The organism is Faecalibacterium longum (genome assembly GCF_040094125.1).
Lineage (GTDB): Bacteria > Bacillota > Clostridia > Oscillospirales > Ruminococcaceae > Faecalibacterium > Faecalibacterium longum.
The window spans coordinates 1-18,755 of record NZ_JBBNIH010000114.1 but is presented as its reverse complement, the minus strand read 5'-3'; the positions used below and the strand labels follow the sequence as shown (position 1 = coordinate 18,755).

The 18,755-nt window shown below is 59.0% G+C and carries 19 protein-coding genes and 1 other annotated feature; of the genes, 5 read left to right on the top strand and 14 right to left on the bottom strand.

The window, feature by feature from the left end; genetic code table 11:
- Window positions 1-336: 336 nt before the first annotated feature.
- The 8 genes from AAAU26_RS05115 to AAAU26_RS05080 form a co-directional block, all read right to left on the bottom strand.
- A complete protein-coding gene (locus tag AAAU26_RS05115; RefSeq protein WP_158395025.1) occupies window positions 337-1,011 on the bottom strand; it encodes a sigma-70 family RNA polymerase sigma factor in 675 nt (224 codons plus the stop codon).
- Between the two features lie 22 nt (window positions 1,012-1,033).
- On the bottom strand, window positions 1,034-1,471 hold the full coding sequence (gene spoIIAB / locus AAAU26_RS05110) for an anti-sigma F factor (RefSeq protein WP_015565629.1): 438 nt from the start codon (window positions 1,469-1,471) through the stop codon (window positions 1,034-1,036).
- A complete protein-coding gene (locus tag AAAU26_RS05105) occupies window positions 1,472-1,798 on the bottom strand; it encodes an anti-sigma factor antagonist (protein WP_207677798.1) in 327 nt (108 codons plus the stop codon). It abuts the gene before it with no gap.
- 93 nt (window positions 1,799-1,891) lie between these two features.
- Window positions 1,892-3,157, bottom strand: a complete 1,266-nt coding sequence (locus AAAU26_RS05100) for a folylpolyglutamate synthase/dihydrofolate synthase family protein (protein WP_227619188.1) — start codon at window positions 3,155-3,157, stop codon at window positions 1,892-1,894.
- Between the two features lie 4 nt (window positions 3,158-3,161).
- Window positions 3,162-3,659: a VanZ family protein gene (locus AAAU26_RS05095; RefSeq protein WP_227619187.1), complete on the bottom strand. Its 498-nt coding sequence runs from the start codon at window positions 3,657-3,659 to the stop codon at window positions 3,162-3,164.
- Between the two features lie 20 nt (window positions 3,660-3,679).
- Window positions 3,680-6,385: a valine--tRNA ligase gene (locus tag AAAU26_RS05090; RefSeq protein ID WP_227619186.1), complete on the bottom strand. Its 2,706-nt coding sequence runs from the start codon at window positions 6,383-6,385 to the stop codon at window positions 3,680-3,682.
- 58 nt (window positions 6,386-6,443) lie between these two features.
- Window positions 6,444-6,670 (bottom strand) — a binding site (T-box leader).
- Between the two features lie 146 nt (window positions 6,671-6,816).
- On the bottom strand, window positions 6,817-8,346 hold the full coding sequence (locus tag AAAU26_RS05085) for a lipopolysaccharide biosynthesis protein (protein ID WP_227619185.1): 1,530 nt from the start codon (window positions 8,344-8,346) through the stop codon (window positions 6,817-6,819).
- Window positions 8,347-8,476: 130 nt separating this feature from the next.
- Window positions 8,477-10,270 (bottom strand): bifunctional homocysteine S-methyltransferase/methylenetetrahydrofolate reductase, encoded by a 1,794-nt coding sequence (locus AAAU26_RS05080; RefSeq protein ID WP_227619184.1) that lies wholly within the window; start codon window positions 10,268-10,270, stop codon window positions 8,477-8,479.
- 82 nt (window positions 10,271-10,352) lie between these two features.
- Between AAAU26_RS05080 and AAAU26_RS05075 the strand changes: the two genes are divergently transcribed.
- From AAAU26_RS05075 to hflX, 4 genes are all read left to right on the top strand, one after another.
- On the top strand, window positions 10,353-10,619 hold the full coding sequence (locus tag AAAU26_RS05075; protein ID WP_149794350.1) for a type II toxin-antitoxin system Phd/YefM family antitoxin: 267 nt from the start codon (window positions 10,353-10,355) through the stop codon (window positions 10,617-10,619).
- Window positions 10,616-10,948: a type II toxin-antitoxin system RelE/ParE family toxin gene (locus tag AAAU26_RS05070; protein WP_207677803.1), complete on the top strand. Its 333-nt coding sequence runs from the start codon at window positions 10,616-10,618 to the stop codon at window positions 10,946-10,948. Before AAAU26_RS05075 ends, AAAU26_RS05070 begins: the two co-directional genes overlap by 4 nt.
- 169 nt (window positions 10,949-11,117) lie before the next feature.
- Window positions 11,118-11,729, top strand: coding sequence for a GNAT family N-acetyltransferase (locus tag AAAU26_RS05065; RefSeq protein WP_227619183.1), 612 nt, complete (start codon window positions 11,118-11,120; stop codon window positions 11,727-11,729).
- 15 nt (window positions 11,730-11,744) lie between these two features.
- The gene (hflX, locus tag AAAU26_RS05060; protein WP_227619182.1) at window positions 11,745-13,010 is read left to right on the top strand and encodes a GTPase HflX; all 1,266 of its coding nucleotides are present in this window, start codon (window positions 11,745-11,747) and stop codon (window positions 13,008-13,010) included.
- 60 nt (window positions 13,011-13,070) lie between these two features.
- On the opposite strand, the gene AAAU26_RS05055 is transcribed toward hflX, so the two are convergent.
- From AAAU26_RS05055 to AAAU26_RS05030, 6 genes are all read right to left on the bottom strand, one after another.
- Window positions 13,071-13,466, bottom strand: a complete 396-nt coding sequence (locus AAAU26_RS05055) for a metal-dependent transcriptional regulator (RefSeq protein ID WP_158395035.1) — start codon at window positions 13,464-13,466, stop codon at window positions 13,071-13,073.
- A 100-nt stretch (window positions 13,467-13,566) separates the two neighbouring features.
- The gene (locus AAAU26_RS05050) at window positions 13,567-13,749 is read right to left on the bottom strand and encodes a FeoB-associated Cys-rich membrane protein (RefSeq protein WP_158395036.1); all 183 of its coding nucleotides are present in this window, start codon (window positions 13,747-13,749) and stop codon (window positions 13,567-13,569) included.
- Window positions 13,750-13,786: 37 nt separating this feature from the next.
- Window positions 13,787-15,979 (bottom strand): ferrous iron transport protein B, encoded by a 2,193-nt coding sequence (gene feoB, locus AAAU26_RS05045; protein WP_227619181.1) that lies wholly within the window; start codon window positions 15,977-15,979, stop codon window positions 13,787-13,789.
- A 25-nt stretch (window positions 15,980-16,004) separates the two neighbouring features.
- Window positions 16,005-16,226 carry a FeoA family protein gene (locus AAAU26_RS05040; protein WP_015565615.1) on the bottom strand — a complete coding sequence of 74 codons (222 nt, stop codon included), beginning with the start codon at window positions 16,224-16,226 and terminating at the stop codon, window positions 16,005-16,007.
- An 80-nt stretch (window positions 16,227-16,306) separates the two neighbouring features.
- Window positions 16,307-16,522 (bottom strand): FeoA family protein, encoded by a 216-nt coding sequence (locus AAAU26_RS05035; protein WP_149794357.1) that lies wholly within the window; start codon window positions 16,520-16,522, stop codon window positions 16,307-16,309.
- Between the two features lie 484 nt (window positions 16,523-17,006).
- On the bottom strand, window positions 17,007-17,585 hold the full coding sequence (locus AAAU26_RS05030; protein WP_227619180.1) for a DUF3793 family protein: 579 nt from the start codon (window positions 17,583-17,585) through the stop codon (window positions 17,007-17,009).
- Between the two features lie 369 nt (window positions 17,586-17,954).
- On the opposite strand from AAAU26_RS05030, the gene AAAU26_RS05025 reads away from it, so the two are divergent.
- On the top strand, window positions 17,955-18,530 hold the full coding sequence (locus AAAU26_RS05025) for a uridine kinase family protein (protein ID WP_227619179.1): 576 nt from the start codon (window positions 17,955-17,957) through the stop codon (window positions 18,528-18,530).
- Window positions 18,531-18,755 lie beyond the last annotated feature (225 nt).

Below are 18,755 nucleotides of genomic sequence, written 5' to 3'. Positions count from 1 at the left end.
GAAAATAGGTTCCGTTACAAGTTTTTCGATATTGTTCAATTTTCAAGGTCCTGTAGCGCCTCAGCCATGCGGCTGACAGCTTATTTATTTTACCACCGAAGCACCAGATTGTCAAGCACTTTTTTGAAGATTTTTTGAAGTTCTTAGGAGAACTAATCGACCTTCGTACTTTTCCTGTCACTTTTTCGGAGGTGTTTGTGCCAGACGTCCGCCTGACAGTAATGTATTTTAGCACAGACCCCCTCAAAAAGCAAGTCCTTTTTTCACTTTTTTTGAATTATTTTGCGGTTCGTCTTTTTGCCCAGTTTTTTCTCTCAGATTTGGCCGCTCTGTCCATCATTCGTCCAACAGCCTGTCCCGCATCACCTTTAATATCTTGCGCTCCCGCCGGGAGATCTGTACCTGCGTGGTATGGAGCAGTTTTGCCGTATCGCTCTGGGTCTTGCCCCCATAAAAGCGAAGCTGGATAATAAGCCTGTCCTCTTCGGGCAGGCTCTTCAATACCTCCGCCAGACCTATCTTATCCGCAAGCTCTTCCTCCGGCGACTCTACCGGAATATCCATCTGACGGTCGCCCTCTTCCCGGTTCTCCGGCGTCAGACTCAACGCAGGCTGCGCTGCCTGGATAGCCAGTGTGATATTCTCCACGCTTTCTCCCAGCTCCTCTGCCAGCTGCGACAGAGTAGGCTCTGCTCCGCAAAGCTTGCTGTGATGCTCCCGGGCCGCATTGATGCGCAGGCTCAGCTCTTTGAGTGACCGGCTCACCTTTACGGTGCCGCCGTCCCGGAACAGCTTTTTGATCTCGCCCAGAATGACCGGCACGGCGTAGGTGGAAAAACAGACGCCACGCGACTCATCAAACCCGTCATACGCTTTTACCAGCCCCATACACCCGGCGCTGTAGAGGTCGTCGTATTCAATGCCTCTCCCCCGGAACCGTCCGGCACAGGAATGCACCAGTCCCAGATTCTGCTCGATGAATGTGCTCCGCCGGGTCTTGTCCGTTACCATTGCGACGCCCTCTTTCTCTTTATTATGTAGAGCGCTCATCCAGACGCTTGGTCAGCACCACCCGCGTCCCCTTTCCGGGCTGAGAGGACACCTTGACCTTATCCATAAAGCTCTGCATCACCGCAAAGCCCAGACCGGAACGCTCTTCCGGGTTGCCGGTGGTGAAGAGAGGCTCCATGGCCTTTTCGACGTCCGGGATGCCGATTCCCTTATCCGTCACCGTTATCTTCACCAGCCGCTCCGGGTAGACGGCGATGCTCAGGGTCACGGGACCGATGGCATCCGGGTAGGCATGGACGATGCAGTTGGTCACTGCCTCGGACACCGCCGTCTTGATGTCGGCCAGCTGCGGCACGGTGGGGTCATACCGAGCCAGAAAGGCCGCCGCTGCGCCCCGGGCAAAGGCCTCGTTGGCACTGAGCGAATCAAATTGGATCTTTGCACTGTTTTCCGCTTTCATTTATACCCCTCCTGATACTTCCCCGCCCGGCTCGGTGCAGGGGATGCTTGCAAGCTGTAAGACCCGCCGGAGCTGTTCCGGCGCGTGCTGGATGCGCAGACTGCCGCCCAGCGTCCGGGCGCAGCGCTGCCGCCCCAATATCAGCCCGATGCCCGACGAATCCATGAATCCCACTCCGCCGAGGTCCATCACCAGAATGCGCGGGCTGCGGGTGAGCAGGGCGTCGTCCAGCTGGATGCGAAGCCCCTGCGCCGCGTCGTGGTCGATCTCGCCGGCCAGATAGGCGTAGAGCACATCATCTGCCGCGCTGAATGTCACTGTCGCCATATCCTCATCTCCTTTTTTCTGGCATAAAGAAAAGACCTGTACACCTTTTCAGTGTACAGGTCTTTCGGGTTATTTTTTAGAGAACGGTGTCGCTCAGCGGTTCTCCAGCAGCTTTTCCGCCTCGAGGGCGATGGCCTCACTGCCGCAGACCAGCAGGCCGCGGCGGCTGTTGGCTTTCGCCTGCTCCACGGCCTCGGCCAGCGTCGGGCAGAACACCGCGTCGAAGTGATACCGTGCCTTTTCGGTCAGGCGCTCTGCCAGCGCCGCTTCCGTTCCCGCCGGGGCGACAAGGAAGACTTTGTCGAAGGGGTTCTCGCCCATGCCGGGCATAGTGCTCTTGTCCTTCTTCTGCTCTTCTGAAGTCAGTCCGGTCTCCAGTGCGGCAAGGAACGACTCCGCGCCTTCCTCCTCAGTCAGGCCGATAACGGCGCTCATATGGCGTACTTTCGCCATATTGAGGACGCGCAGAAGGGCTGCAGCCTGCTGCGGAGTACGGCAGGCGTCGAGGATGATGAGGGGCTTCTGGGACAGAACGCGGATGCTGCTGCGGTTCTCCACAGCGGCAAGGCCCGCCAGAATGGCCTCATCAGGAATCTCAAAGCCCTTGCGCCAGAGGGCCAGCGCCAGCTCGACCGCGACGGCGGCATTGCCCGCCGCATGACGGCCCAGGAAGGCCAGCGGGGCGGTGTATCCGCCGTAGTCCACCTTGCTGGTGAACTTTTCCGCCTCGAGGAAGGTGATGTCCTCGGCGTCGGGGACGACGAGCTCACACTCGGCCTTGGCCGCCGCCACCACCAGCTCACTCAGAACAGCCTTCGGCTGCTCCGGCGCGGTGACACAGACGGCGTCTTTCCGCATAACGCCTGCGGCCAGTGCGGCCAGACGCTCCACTGAGCGGCTCACACCGTCCGGGCCGATGGCCGTGACGGCGCAGACCGGCATCTGGGGCAGGGCCGATGCCAGACCGGCATCCGGCAGCTCCACCACAGCCAGCTTGCAGCCCGCCGCACCGAAGCAGCGGGCCGCAGCCGCCAGCTCTGCCGCCTCACGGGGCAGAGGCTTTGCGGCATTGAGAGCCTCGGCAGCCTGACAAAGCAGCACCGGGTCCACCGACACGCCGCCGATGGCGATGCGGGCGGACAGCGGCTCACAGCCGGCGCGGTAGAAGCCGACGTGGAACGCCGCCTCCCGCAGGATAGCCGCCAGCAGACCGGCAGCAGCGGTCTTGCCCGCCGTGCCGGCCACACCGACGAACTGCACCTTCTGGACATCCGCCGTCAGGGCAGCGCGCAGCTCCTCCGCCGGGGCAAAGCCCTCGGGCAGAGAAGAGAAATATTCGTTTGCCTGTTCGATGGTCATTGCGTCAATCCTCGTTTCGATGTTTGTAGAGCAGCCAGCACATCCTGCACAGGGCCAGACAGATTAACCCCACCAGAATACCGGCCATCGCGCCTGAAAAATCCAGCCAGACGTCGGTGAGCTGGCTGCTCCGGCCATCGCTGAACATCTGGATGGTCTCGTCCGTCAGAGCCGTGAGCAGACCGCCCAGGATCGGCCACGAGATGTGAACGAAAAAGTGCCGGGTATAGACCCGCAGGCAGAGAGTGAGCAGGAAGCCTTCCAGCGCATACTCGCAGAAATGTGCCAGCTTGCGCACGATGTGGTCTGTCAGATGGTTCGCCACGCCGGGCATTCCCAGACGGGTGAACACCTTTTTCATCAGGAGCAATACTCGTCCGCTTGCCGATTCCGAGACGTCACCGATCTGCATGGAGTTGGAAAAGATGAAGACGATGCAGGCAATGAGCGCAAAGGTAAAGATGACTCGTGCCGCAATGAGCCAGGGAGAAGTTTTTTGCATATCAGGACCCGTTTTCCGCATCAGCCCAGGGCCTTGATGCTCTGCTCAATGTTGGCAAGTTTATCCTGGCTCTTGGCGTGCTTATTGCGGATGTCCTCCACCAGAGCGGCGGGAGCGCGCTCGACGAACTTGGGGTTGTTGAGCTGGTTCTCGAACATGGCCAGTTCCTTCTCGGCCTTGGCCTTTTCCTTGTTCAGACGGGCCAGCTCCTTGTCGCGGTCGATGAGCTCCATCATGGGGATAAAGCCGCGGGCGGCGTGGGTGGACACCTGCACCATGCCGTCGGTGCTGCCCTCATACTTTTCGGTGAAGGTCACATCGGTGGCGAAGGCGAACTTTGCCAGATAGACCTCGGCGCTCTGGAAGGGAGCCGGGTCAGCCGTCTCGATGATCATGCTGGTCTTCTTGGCGGGGTGGACGTTCATCTCGGTGCGCATGGTACGCACAGCCTTGATGTAGTCCATCACCTTCTCGAAAGCTTCCTCTTCGTCGGCCCAGTTGTGAGCTTCATCGAAGGTGGGCCAGCTCTGGGTCATGATGGTCTCGGCAGAGCCGGGCAGAGCCTGATACAGCTCCTCGGTGATGAAGGGCATGAAGGGGTGCAGCAACTTGAGGGCCTTGTCCAGCACATACACCAGCACGCGGCGGGCCGTGTCGGCCTGCTCGGCGTCGCCGGAGTTCAGGCGGGGCTTTGCGATTTCGATGAACCAGTCGCAGTAGACGTCCCAGATGAAGCTGTTGATCTTGGCAGCGGCCAGACCCATCTCGTAGTGGTCGAGGTTGTCGCTCATGGCGCCGGCCACCTGATTCAGCTTGGTCAGCACCCACTTATCGCTCATGTCCAGCTTCTCCTCGCTGGGCAGGCCGGGCTGGAAGTCCTCGGGCAGGTTCATCAGCACGAAGCGGGTAGCGTTCCACAGCTTGTTTGCAAAGTTGCGGGCAGCCTCCACCTTCTTCTCGCTGTAGCGCATGTCGTTGCCCGGGGTAGAGCCGTCCACGAGCATGAAGCGCAGGGCGTCAGCGCCGTACTGGGCGATGACTTCCAGCGGGTCGATGCCGTTGCCGAGGCTCTTGGACATCTTGCGGCCCTGGCTGTCGCGGACGATGCCGTGGATGCAGACGGTGTCGAAGGGAGCCTTGCCGGTGTAAGCCAGACCGGAGAAGATCATGCGGCTGACCCAGAAGCCGATGATGTCGTAGCCGGTGACGAGGGTGTTGGTGGGATAGAAATACTTGAGGTCTTCGCTCTCCTCATTGGGCCAGCCCAGAGTGCTGAAGGGCCACAGAGCAGAAGAGAACCAGGTGTCGAGGGTATCGGGGTCCTGGGTGAGCCTGGTGCCGCCGCACTTGGGGCAGGTGCAGGGTGCGCTCTTGGCGACCACAGTCTCGCCGCAGTCGTCGCAGTACCAGGCCGGGATCTGGTGGCCCCACCACAGCTGGCGGCTGATGCACCAGTCGCGGGTGTTCTTCATCCAGTTCATATAGTTCTTGGTGAAGCGCTCCGGCACGAACTTGATGTCGCCCTTCTCCACGCTCTCGATGGCGGGCTTGGCCAGAGGCTCCATCTTGACGAACCACTGCTTGGACACCATGGGCTCGATGGTGGAGTGGCAGCGGTAGCAGGTGCCGACTTCGTGCTTCAGAGGCTCGATCTCCTTCAGGAAGCCGCCCTCCTTCAGGTCAGCGAGGATAGCCTTGCGGGCCTCGAGGGTGGTCATGCCGGCATACTTGCCGCAGTCCAGCACATGAGGCTCGTTGACGGTGTTCTTGCCTGCAGCAAACAGAGCGTCGGCAGCAGCCTTGTCGGCGGCGCCGGTCATGCGACCGTCGTAGGTGAAGACGCGGACGATGGGCAGGTCATGGCGCAGACCGACCTCAAAGTCGTTGGGGTCGTGGGCCGGGGTGATCTTCACGACACCGGTACCCTTGGTCATGTCGGCGTGCTCGTCGCAGACGATGGGGATCTCCTTGTTCAGCAGGGGCAGGATGACATGGCAGCCGTGCAGATGAGCATAGCGGGGGTCATCGCCGTTGATGGCAACAGCGGTATCGCCCAGCATGGTCTCGGGACGGGTGGTAGCCAGTTCCAGCATCTCGCCGGTCTCCTTGACCGGGTAGAGCAGGTGCCAGAAGCTGCCGTCCTTTTCCTCATACTCCACCTCGGCGTCGGAAATGGAGGTGTTGCAGTGGGGGCACCAGTTGACCATGCGGTTGCCGCGGTAGATGAGGCCCTTGTCGTACAGGCGGACAAAGACTTCCTTGACGGCCTCAGAGCAGCCCTCGTCCATGGTAAAGCGCTCACGCTCCCAGTCGCAGCTGCTGCCCAGCTTCTTGAGCTGGCTGACGATGCGGTTGCCGTACTTGGTCTTCCAGGCCCAGGCGCGCTCCAGGAAGCCGTCGCGGCCCACCATTTCCTTGGTCAGGCCCTCAGCACGCATGGCCTCCACGACCTTGGCCTCCGTAGCGATGGAAGCGTGGTCCGTGCCAGGCACCCACAGGGCGGCATAGCCCTGCATCCGCTTGGTGCGGATGAGGATGTCCTGCATGGTGTTATCCACGGCGTGGCCCATGTGGAGCTGGCCGGTGACGTTCGGAGGGGGCATCACGATGGTGTAGGGCTTCTTGTCGGGGTCGGCCTTGGTGTGGAAGTAGCCGCCATCCAGCCAGAACTGGTAGATGCGGTCTTCCACCTGGCTCGGATCATACTGTTTTGCGAGTTCTTTCATAGTATCCTCCCAGATGAATAATTGGAGTGGGACGAAAAAAGCCGCCCCACGGAGCGTTCCATGGGACGGCTGTAATATAACCGCGGTACCACCCAAATTGCACACGGCTTTCTGCCGTATGCCCCTTGATGCCCCGATAACGTGGGGCAGACCCGGAGGCGACTACTCCTGTTTCCCCGCCTCTGCTCAAAAGCGACAGCACGCCGCACCGCCATACCGGGTTTTCAGCAGCCCCCGGCTCTCTGGATGGCGAAAACGACGCACACTCTTTTTCCTTGCATTTATAAAAAGAATATAGCGTTTTTTGTGCGTTTTGTCAATCTCTTTTTGTCCGGAACAAAATTTTCACAGCTGCCGTTCAGCGTACGGGCCGCGCTCAGACCGCCGTTCTTCTGCCGGATGGGCCGGACGTGGCTGTCCCGCCCTGCCATTCAGCTTTCCCTCCTTTTCATGATAGCCGTGACACGGCCCTTGAGCTGATTGAACTCCGGCGCGTTCCGGTGGAGCACCACCATGACAGCCCCGAACAGCAGCGTATACAGCACACCGTCCAGCAGAAACCAGCCGATGTTCTTCGCCGGGCAGAAGCACACCCATCCGTAGGACACAGCGGCCAGCGCCGCGACGACAGCAACGCGTTCGGCGTAGCGGACAAAGTAGTCTTTCAGCTTGCCCTGCCAGTCTTCCCGAATGCCGTAGCGCATCAGGATGTAAGGCTCCATCCAGAGGCAGGTCGTCACGGTGCTGATGACCGTTCCGCCCAGAATGCCTGCCACGCCGAACTTCTGCACCAGCAGCAGCGACGCTGCCAGATTGATGGCCGATTCGAACAGCGGCTTATACCGGTCGTACCAGAACAGGCCCTTGGCTTCACGGAAGAGCAGGTTGACCTTCCGCTGACCCGAAACATAAAATTCCGTCACGAGGACGGCGACTGTCGCCGTGGAGAAGCAGTATTCCGCGCCGAAGCAGAGGGTGATAAAAGCGTTGAACAGCGCGAACAATCCCACCGTCCAGTAAGCGTAAATGACGAAGAAGAGCAGATCCAGTTCCCGGTAGATGCTGTACACCCGTGTCTCATCTTCAATGGCCCCCAGATTGCCCAGACTTCCGGTAAAGGCATTCGAGAATTTATCCATCAGGTTGTTGATGCCGGACAGAACGAGCTTGTAGTTGGAGTAGATGCCCACTGACAACAAACCCACGAAGCTGGACATCAGCAGGCTGTCCGTGTTCCGGACGATGACCGTTCCCAGCTTGTGGAAGCTCATGGCACCGACGTTCCGCAGGATGCCGTGAAATTTTTCTTTTTCCGGCAGCTCCCTGCACTCTTTCAGGTAGGGAAATTCCTTATCCACCTTGACCGATACGATGATGTTCGGGATGAACTGCATCACAAACTGCACCGCCAGATAAAGGATAAAGTTTCCGGTCAGCACGATGAGGACGATTTGGAACAGAGTCTTGACCGCGTCGCAGAGCTGCGCCCAGAGGTTGCGGACATAGGCTTTCTGGTAGGCCAGATAGATGGAGTTTTTATAGCTCAGCAGATAGGAGCAGACCGAGTTTGCCACATACATCAGATAGATGAGCCGCAGATGCTCGATGCCGCTGCTGTCCTTGATGAAAAAGCCCAGAAACGGCATCAGTGCAAGGCCCACGAGCAGCACCACGACCGCCACGATACGGTAGAGGAGCCGGTAAAGATTCATCAGCTGCGCCAGCCGATGCTCATCATTCTTCGCAGCCGGCTCATACAGGCTGTATATCATCGCCGTGCCGACGCCAAGCTCTGCAAGGTTCAGGATGCCCAGCACATCGGTGAACAGTCCGTTGACACCCAGATATGCCGCCGACAGATAGTGGATGAACACCATCCGGCTGATGAACAGCAGCACCTGATTCATGAGCTGTCCACCCACATTGACGACCATATTGATAAGGGTATACCGTGTCCGCATTTTTCTTATGTCCCTTCCTTTTCGAGTGTGGCCCGCTGCATTCGCTGCAACAGGGTCCACAGGGACCCTGTTCGTTATTCTTTATTATAATATTATCTCATTGCGGCGCTTTCAACGATTTATCTGTATTTCAGCCTTCCGCGTCCAGAAGCTCCGTTTTCAGCCGGGCAATGAGCCGCTCCATCAGGGCCACACGGTTGAAGGGGGTCATGAGATAGAAGCCGTCGGCGTAGGGCAGAGCCTCCCGGGCCATCTGCATCGACACCTCAAGGCCCAGCGCCTCGCCCTGCTCCCGGTCGAGGCCCGCGAAGCGCTGGATGATGTCCTCCTCCACATGGATGCCGTTGATCTCGTTTTCCATAAAGATTGCGTTCCGCTGGCTGACCACGGGCATGATGCCGGCCAGAATTTTAGCCCGTTCGCCCAGTGTCTGCCGGGCCTTGCGGAGATTTTCCACCGCCTGTGCCGACAGCACCGGCTGGGTCAAAAAGCCCGACATCCCGTTTTCCAGCTTTTCCACAGCCCGGCGCAGCTCCACCTCAAAGTTCCGGGCGTTGAGATTCAGCGCACCAAAGACGGTCATGGCCGAGGGCATCTCCCGGCCCTCCCCGGCCAGCGAGACGATGTACTGGGCCAGTTTGCGGGAGTTGAACTGGTAGACATTCTTCACCTCGTCCCGCTCTGCGGTGGGGATGGGGTCGCCGGTGATGGCCAGCACCTCCCGCACGCCCTCGGCGTAAAGGCCCAGCAGAAGGGCCTTGGTGGCGTTGAGGTTGCGGTCACGGCAAGTCATGTGGGGCAGAGCACACATTCCCAGTTCCCGGTGTATCCGGCAGGCCACGAGGGAGGAATCCATCCGGGCCTGCGCGATGGGGCAGTCGGCGATGGTCAGCAGGTCAGCGCCTGCGGCCTGCAGCCGCCGTGCGCCGTCTAGATAGCCGCTCAGGTCGGCCACCCGGGGCGAATCCAGTTCAATGGCGATGACCTTCTCACCTGCGTTCAGTTTCCGCAGGAAAGTGTCGTCTTTTTCCACCGCCGGTGCAGTCCCGGTGGAAAGTTTCGCTGCCGGAGCGGCTTCGGTCTGCTGGGGCAGGGCATCCAGCTCTGCACGCAGGGCCGCGATGTGGGCGGGCGTCGTGCCGCAGCAGCCGCCCAAAATACGGACGCCCGCAGCGGCGATCTGCCCCATCTCCCGGGCAAAATACGCGGGCTTGCCCTGATACAGCACCCTCGCCCGGGTGACCACCGGATAGCCCGCGTTGGGCATCACCGACAGAGGCAGCAGCGTCTCACCAAGGCTCTGCACCAGTTTCTTCATCGCGCCGGGGGCCGAGACGCAGTTCAGGCCCACGGCGTCCACCACGCCGCTCTGCTCCATCCGGCGCAGCAGGTCGCGGAACAGCAGACCCTCGCGGGTGTAGCCGTCCGGCAGCACCGCGAAGGACACCATGACAAAGGCGTCCGGCACGGCCACACGCAGTGCCTTTACCGCCTCCACAATGCCCACATCGGAGCTGAGCGTCTCGAACAGAAAGTTCTTTGCACCCAGTGCGGCGAACTGCTGCGCCACAAGGCCGTAGGCGCTGCTGGCCGGGGCAGCTTCAGTGTCCGGGGCAGGGCCGAGGTCAGCGAAAACGGCGGCGTCCTTCTCGGCAGCAGCGTCACAGGCCAGCTTCCAGCCCGCCTCGGCCAGCTCTTCCCAGCCCGGCATCTGGGCCGCCGCCATCCGGGGCAGACCGAAGGTGTTGGTCTTGATGGCCTGCGCACCTGCGGCCAGATATTCCGCATGGACTTTCTTCACGCCCTCGGGGTCGGTGAGGTTGGCCATTTCGCAGTCCGCGCCCGGTGCCGCTTTATAATAGGTACCCATGCCGCCGTCGAACAAAAGCGGCTTGCGGGCAAGATACTCTCGGATGTCCGTCATAGAAAGGTTCTCCTTTTTTATTTTCCTTGATTTTATAAAGAAATTCAGGTATAATTTTTGTATGAAAGTGAGGTGCTTTTGGATGCCCAAGATTCGTTCCAGCGCAGACCTGCGCAACAACTACAATGAGATCTCCACCTTCTGCCACGACTACGCCGAGCCGGTGTTCATCACCAAAAACGGCAAAGGTGACCTTGCCGTGATGAGCATCGAGACCTACGAGGCCCTGACCGCCCGGTTCGATTTGTATGCGAAATTGCAGGAAGGTCTGGATGACGTGGCGGCGGGAAGGACGCGCCCGCTGGATGAGTTCATGCAGGAACTGCAAAACAGAAGGAGTCTTCGATGAACTACTTTATCGATGTTGCCGCTTCTGCTCAGCGTGACCTTGCAGATGCCTTCGACTATATCGACCTGACCTTGAAAAATCCCTCTGCTGCCGACAAGTTGGTTGCCATCGCATGGAAGAAATTCCGTTCTCTCGACACCTTCCCACAGCGTTTTTCACTTGTGAATGACCCATTTCTTTCCTCTTTGGGAATCCGGCTCATTCCAGTTCAAAACTATCTTGCATTTTATAAAGTCGACTCTTCCACCCAGACCGTCCACATCCTCCGCTTCCTGTATGGTCATAGCGACTGGCAGGCTATCCTGCGGGCGGATGTTCTTTCAACCTGAGCATTCTCCCCGGCCCTTTGCCGGGGAGAATTTTTATGCAGTCATCTTCAGTTTAATGAAGTTTGCGCACTTGTCAAGCATTTTTGCCCCGAAGCAGCCCATTTTGCTTGCGCCGAAGCCGGTTTTGTGCTATTCTATGCATATTTACAATGGTTGGGAGGAATGTATCATGCGCCACGCCGGCACACAGGAAATCGAAACGCCGCGGCTGCTTCTACGCCGCCTTATGCCGTCGGATGCCCCGATGATGTACTCGAACTGGGCCAACGACCCGGAAGTCACCCGCTGGCTGCGCTGGACGCCGCACAAGGATGTGGCCGAGACGCAGGAGCTTCTGAGCGCATGGGCGCTGCTCTATCCCAACGAGGACTACTACCAGTGGGCCATCGTGGAAAAGGCCACCGGGCAGGTGTTCGGTTCCATCAGCATCTACAACAGCCTGCTGGGAGAACCGGCACAGCGAAATGAATGGCCGGGATTCGACCTCTCCGAGGGCATCTGGGAGCCGGGCTACTGCATTGGCAGAGCATGGTGGGGCAAAGGCTGCACCACCGAAGCTCTGAAAGCTCTGGTAGAATACTGGTTCAAGAATACAGACAGTAATTGGCTTGCCTGCTCCCACGCCGTGGAGAACCCCGCCAGCGGCAAAGTCATGATGAAAGCAGGCTTTGTTTACGACCACGAGGCCGTCTACCACAAATTCGACGGTACAGCGATACCCTGCAAGTGCTATGCCCTGACGCGAGAACACTACGAATCGCTATATTCTCCAAACAAATGACAGAAAGGAATCATTTTGAGCGAACTTTACGATATTTTAGTCGAAACTCCCCCGACGAAGGTCATCCTTCTCGCCCTCGACCAGGGCCTGTGGGACTGCGAGCGCAGCCTTGCCGAGCTGGCTGCGCTGTGTGAGGCCAACCACATGGAGGCCGTGGCCGAAGTCACCCAGAAGCGCCAGACCCCTGAGACCGGCATCGTGCTGGGCAGCGGCAAGCTGGAAGAAGCCGCTGCGGCCGCAGCAGAGCTGGGGGCCGAGTGCGCCGTCTTCGACGGTGAGCTGACCGGCAGCCAGATCCGCAACATCTCCACGGCCCTCGGCGGCCTCGAGGTCATCGACCGCACCATGCTCATCCTCGAGATCTTCCGCAGCCGTGCCGTGACCAACGAAGGCAAGCTGCAGACCGAGCTGGCGCTCCTGCGCTACCGTCTGCCCCGCCTGCAGGGCATGGGCGAAAGCCTGAGCCGTCAGGGCGGCGGCGGTGGCGGTGGCGGCGGCGCCCGCCGTGGTGCCGGTGAAACGAAGCTCGAGCTTGACCGCCGCCACGTCCACGCCCGCATCGACGCACTGGCTGAGAAACTGGCCGAGATGGAAAAGCGCCGGGGCGAGAGCCGGAAAGCCCGCGCCAAGACCGGAATGCCGGTGGTCAGCCTCGTGGGCTACACCAACGTGGGCAAATCCAGCCTGATGAACGCCCTCTGCGGCCCCAGCGTCGCCGAGGCCGATATGCTCTTTGCCACCCTCGACCCCACCAGCCGGAAGCTCGTCCTGCCCAGCGGCATGGCCGTGCTGTTGGTGGACACCGTTGGCTTCGTCTCCCGTCTGCCCCACAATCTGGTGGAAGCATTCAAGTCCACGCTGGAAGAGGCCGCATGGTCGGACGTCATCGTCCGGGTGGCCGACGCCGGCGATGAGCAGCGGGAGGAGCAGCTGGCCGTCACCGACGAAGTGTTGGACGGCCTCGACTGCGCCGACATTCCCCGCCTGACCGTCTACAACAAGTGCGACAAGCCCGGCGCGCTGAGCTTCGACCCCGACATCCTGCTCACCAGCGCCAAGACCGGCTACGGCCTCGACAAGCTGCTGGCCAAGCTGGACGAGACCCTCAGCGACCGCGTCCACACCATCCGCGTTCTCCTGCCCTACGATAAGCTGGACCTCGCCGCCCCCATGCGGGAGCGCGGCAGCGTCCAGCTCGAGGAGTACCGTGAAGACGGCCTTTATCTCGAAGGCATCGTCAAGACCGAAGACCTCCACTGCTTCGAGGGCTATCTGGTCTGAGGACCCGCATACGAAAAGAACCGGACTCCGCGGAGTCCGGTTCTTTTGCCTTTCAAGGCATCAGCCTGCGGCAGGAGGCGCTTCCTCTGCGCCCATCAGCTGGTCGTACCGGCCGGTGAACACCCGTTCCGGCAGGGCCGCCGTCAGGGCGAGGGCGGCGGTGAACCGCTCCTCATCGGTCAGCGCTTCCTCCACCGGTGGGAAGTGCGCGAGCACTTCGTCCAGTTGCTTTTTGACCTCCCGGGCCACGAAGATGCCCCGGTCGGTGAGGTAGATCTTGCCGTAATACTCCTTGACGATCATCCCCCGCTCCATCAGCAGGTTCATCACCCGCACCACCGAGGGTTTGGTCACGCCCAGCTTCTCGGCGATGCTGCGGGAGCTGATGTCAAGATGGGTCTGCGAGACCTCATAGATCGCGAGCAGGTACCGCAGGTGTGCTGGCGTCAGTTCCATCTCGTATCACTCTCTTTTCGTTATATCACACGAACTTTTGGTTTATAAAAGGGGCGCGGGCCAAAGCCTTGACCCGCGCCCCCTTCTCCTACGCGATCGCTCAGTGGCAGCCACCGCCGCAGCTGCTGCAGTTTCCACTGCAACCGCTGTCACAGCCGCCGCTGCATCCACTGCAGCCGCCATGCTTATGAGAGTGCCAGGTGATCCAGCCTACACCGCCAAACACGATGGCTCCGACGATGATCGTCGGCAGATTGAAATTAGCAGCCAGGAACTCCATCATAACAATGCACTCCTTTCAGCGCGTTTTGAGAAGTTTTTTACTTGATCTTGGAAACGTCGATCTTGACCTCGTTGTCGTTCACATACTTGTTGGGACGGACCATCAGGTAGATGAAGGCCACCAGGATGACAGCAGCCACGATGGTGAAGAAGTTGAAGCTCAGCTCGCCGGTGATGATGCCGCCCAGCTGGTACACGACCAGAGCGGAGCAGTAGGCCAGTGCGCACATATAGCCGATGGCGAATGCCGTCCACTTGCCGTTGTTCATCTCACGCTTGATAGCGCCCATAGCAGCGAAGCAGGGAGCGCACAGCAGGTTGAAGATCATGAATGCGTAAGCGCTCAGAGCGGTGTAATCTGCCGCAACGAGGTTCCAGATCTCGTCGCCGTTCTCAGACAGCTCCTCGCCGCCGAAGTGGTACAGGACGCCGAAGGTGCCAACGACGTTCTCCTTTGCGATCAGGCCGGAGACAGAAGCGACGGTAGCCTTCCAGTTGCCGAAGCCCAGAGGAGCGAAGATCCAAGCGACTTTGGTTGCGATAGCAGCCAGCACGGAGTTGTCCTGATCCTCCACCATGCCGAAGGCGCCGTTCTCGAAGCCGAAGCCCTGCAGGAACCACAGGACGACGGTAGCAGCCAGAATGACGGAACCAGCACGCTTGATGAAGGACCAGCCGCGCTCCCAGGTAGCACGGAAGACGTTGCCCCAGGCGGGGATGTGGTATGCGGGCAGCTCCATAACGAAGGGAGCGGGGTCACCCGCAAAGGCCTTGGTCTTCTTCAGGATGATGCCGGAGCAGATGATGGCAGCCATGCCGATGAAGTAAGCAGAGACAGCCACCAGAGAAGAACCGCCGAACATCGCACCTGCGATCAGGCCGATGATGGGCATCTTTGCGCCGCAGGGGATGAAGCAGGTGGTCATGATGGTCATGCGGCGGTCACGCTCGTTCTCAATGGTACGGGAAGCCATGACGCCCGGGACGCCGCAGCCCGTGCCGACCAGCACGGGGATAAAGCTCTTACCGGACAGGCCGAACTTACGGAAGATACGGTCCATGATGAAGGCAACACGGGACATATAGCCGATGTCCTCCAGGATGGACAGCAGGAAGAACAGGACCAGCATCTGGGGAACGAAGCCCAGGACCGCGCCGACACCGGCGACGATACCGTCCATGATCAGGCCGTACAGCCAGCCTGCCACGCCGATGCTCTCGAGGAAGCCGCCCAGAGCATCAGGAACGATCTCACCGAACAGGACGTCGTTGGTCCAGTCGGTCGCAAACGTGCCGATGGCCCAGCCGCCGTCGGCGATGGAAGTACCCATAGACAGGGAGTACATCAGGTACATGATGACTGCGAAGATGGGCAGAGCCAGCACACGGTTGGTGACGATCTGGTCGACCTTATCGGAAACGGTCAGGTGCTCGACGCGGGCCTTCTTCTTGACAGCCTTATCGACGACGCCGTTGATGTATGCGTAACGCTGGTTGGTGATGATGCTCTCGGCGTCATCGTCCATCTCAGCCTCGCAGTCCTTGATGTGCTGGTCGATGTGAGCGATCAGGTCGGAGGAGAGCTTCAGCTCATCCATGACCTTGTCGTCGCGCTCGAACAGCTTGACAGCGTACCAGCGCAGGAAGCGGTCATCGACTTTGCCCTGGATGGACTCCTCGATGTGAGCGATGGCGTGCTCAACGCTGCCGGTGAAGACGTGGGGCAGCTCGCCGCCCTTGCCAGCCTTTGCAGCAGCCATAGCAGCCTTTGCAGCAGCCTCGGTGCCTTCGCCCTTCAGTGCGCTGATCTCAACAGCCTGACAGCCCAGCTCGGCGCTCAGCTTCTTCAGGTCGATCTTATCGCCGTTCTTGCGGACGAGGTCGATCATGTTGACAGCCATGACCACGGGGATGCCCAGCTCGATGAGCTGAGTGGTCAGGTACAGGTTGCGCTCGATGTTGGTGCCATCAATGATGTTCAGGATGGCATCGGGCTTCTCCTTGACCAGATAAGTACGGGAGACGACTTCTTCCAGAGTGTACGGAGACAGGGAGTAGATACCGGGCAGGTCCTGGATGATGACATCCTTCTCGCCCTTCAGCTTGCCTTCCTTCTTCTCGACGGTAACGCCGGGCCAGTTGCCGACGTACTGATTAGAGCCGGTCAGATTGTTGAACAGGGTAGTCTTACCACAGTTCGGGTTGCCGGCCAGTGCAATTTTAATGCTCATTGCAACTCCTTTCCTCTCGTTACGATCAAACGACTTCGATCATTTCGGCGTCGGCCTTGCGCACGCTCAGTTCGTAGTTGCGCACGGTCAGCTCCATCGGGTCGCCCAGAGGGGCGACCTTGCGGACGTAGATCTCCACACCCTTGGTGATGCCCATGTCCATGATGCGGCGTTTGACCGGGCCTTCGCCGTGCAGGCGCGCCACGGTGGCAGTCTCGCCGACCTTAACGTCTTTCAGAGTCTTCATAAAAAATCCTCCTCTACTTGTCTTTCTATTCAGAGACTATCCAGTTTCGGAGCGTCTCCCAAACAGCGTTTTGCCGCTGCTCAGCCAACCATAATGCGGTTTGCCATCGTCTTGTCGAGGGCCAGACGGCTCTCCTTGACCTGAACGATGAGGTTGCCTGCGATCTCATTGACGACAGTCACCTGACTACCCACCACGAAACCAAGCTCTGCCAGATGCAGACGCACTTCATCCTTGCCGGTGATCTTCTGGATGGTGACGGTATCGCCTGCTTTTGCCATAGTCAAAGGCATCATAATTGTTCCACTCCCATTCGTGCTCCCCATTCTGCGGGGAGCTTTTCGGTTCGCTTTTTTTCGTCCTCGGGGATGGTCGCACCAGCCAGACGCCGCAACGCGCTCGCTCATGCCCGCGTCCCCCTCCGAAAAGCTACGGCAGTTAGTCAGTCGCAACTATCAGCATGGATAGTTTATACTTACTAACCCGCATTGTCAACCATTTTCCGGCTCAAAAAAGTTAGTTTGTATGAACAAACAAATTTTCTTCCCTTATTTCAAGAAGATTTTTACAGTTTCTATATGCTAACTTTGTTTGCACATATTTACGATTTTTCTCTTTTACACTCCCCGCAAATGACACAGCCGCCCGGTGCAGGGGGTATTCTGCAACGAGCGGCCGCGTGTCAAAAGGAGGATTCTTCCCGCCAGTGCGTGGTTTCGCTCTGGCGGGCGCCAGGATAAAAAGAGAGTATTTGGAAGAGAATGTCAAAATTCAGGGGCGTCAGGCTGCGACAGCCAGACGCTGGATGGACGTTCCGCTGCGGAACAGACGGAGATATACTGCCGTACACTTGTTCAGCTGAGCAAAATGCCGCTGGGCGGCATTGGGGTCACCATAGGCTTTCCAGCAGCCGCAGCAGGTGAAGTTGCGGCCCGCATTTTCGATAAAGCCCACCACATCGTGGAGCGGATAGCCCAGAAATACGCCGATTTCATGGGGAAAATCGGCCTCGCAGCAGAGCCGGCGGGACAGCTGCTGCAAAAGCGGCGCGTAGTCGTCCGACTGCTCAGGCAGAGTGTAGCCTTCCTTGCACAGGAAATCCCGCACCTGCGGCTGGGCCAGCACAGCGCGGAGCTTGCTCTCGCGGTAGACGTACACCAGATACCGGTGGGTCTGCACACAGCCCTTGAGGACGCGGACGCAGAGGCCCTTTTCGCCCAGCTGTTCGTTCCAGCTGCGGACGCGGCGGGCAAGGTCGGCGCAGTCGCTCGTCTCGTAGCGGAAAAGTCCCGCAGGCTTTAAGCTGGCCAGCACCGGGGCGCACTGTTCGATCATGACTGTCTCAAAGTTGCGTTCCATGTCTTCGGCCTCCCTGCCCGTTTTCCACTATTGTCTCCTGCCGTGTGGTGCTTATGCAGGAGATACGGTTAGAAAAAGCTAACCAAAATTTCAAAAAGAATGCGGCAGCCTGCTCATCTCGAGCTTCTTCCGCTTCCGGGTTAGTCATTTCTAACGTGGCATTATCTTACCATAGGTCCAGCTCTGTGTCAACACCTTTTTTGTAAAAATATTTGCTCCATTTTCTCCGCCGTGCTATACTGAGCCAAAGCTGATATAGCAATTCAACTTTTTAATGCAACAGCAACAGCGTTGAATTGCATATCGCAGCTATGCTGTTTGGACGTTGCACTAATTTCTTGACTTGCGATATAAAGGAATGGTATCCCCATGCATCTTATCTCACCCGAAGAGCTGACCTCGACCATCGCCGACCGTCTGGCCCGACAGTCTGCCGTCCTCATCGCACTGGATGGCCGCTGCGGCAGCGGCAAAACGACGCTGGCCGCACAGCTGACAGAGCGTTTTCCTCAAAGCATCACCGTCCACACCGATGACTTCTATCTCCCGCCATCCCGGCGTGTCACGGGCTGGGAGAAGATTCCCTGCGCCAACATGGACATCCAGCGCCTGCGGAATGAGGTCGTCGCTCCCGCCCGGGCAGGGCAGGCGTTCTCCTACCAGGCCTACTCCTGCCGCGAAGGTGTCTATCTGCCGCCGCGTCCCCTCGGCTCTGCGCCGCTAGTCATCGTGGAGGGAAGCTACAGCCATCATCCCAGCCTTGCACCCTATTATGATATAAGAATATTCGTCACCTGCTCTCCCGATGAGCAGGCCCGGCGGCTCCGCAGACGGGAGGGGGAGCGGTATTCGAATTTTGTGGAGCGGTGGATCCCGCTGGAAGAGGGGTATTTTGCAAATTACTCCATTGAGGAGAACGCGGAGATGATGGTCGTTACTGATTGACGGCATCGCGCGCCGGTGCGCGGGGTTAGAGCGCTTTTACGCTGGGCTAAGTTCTCTTTTGCGCACCAAAAGAGAACCAGAAAAGTGCCCGCTACTTTCGAGGCGCGGGAGGCACGAATCAAGGGCTGCTCGCCCTTGATAATCCCACAGAGGTGGGCTCCAACTCAAAATGCTGGAGATTCACGCCATTCGGCGTGAAGATCTCTTAACCGCATTTTGAGCCTC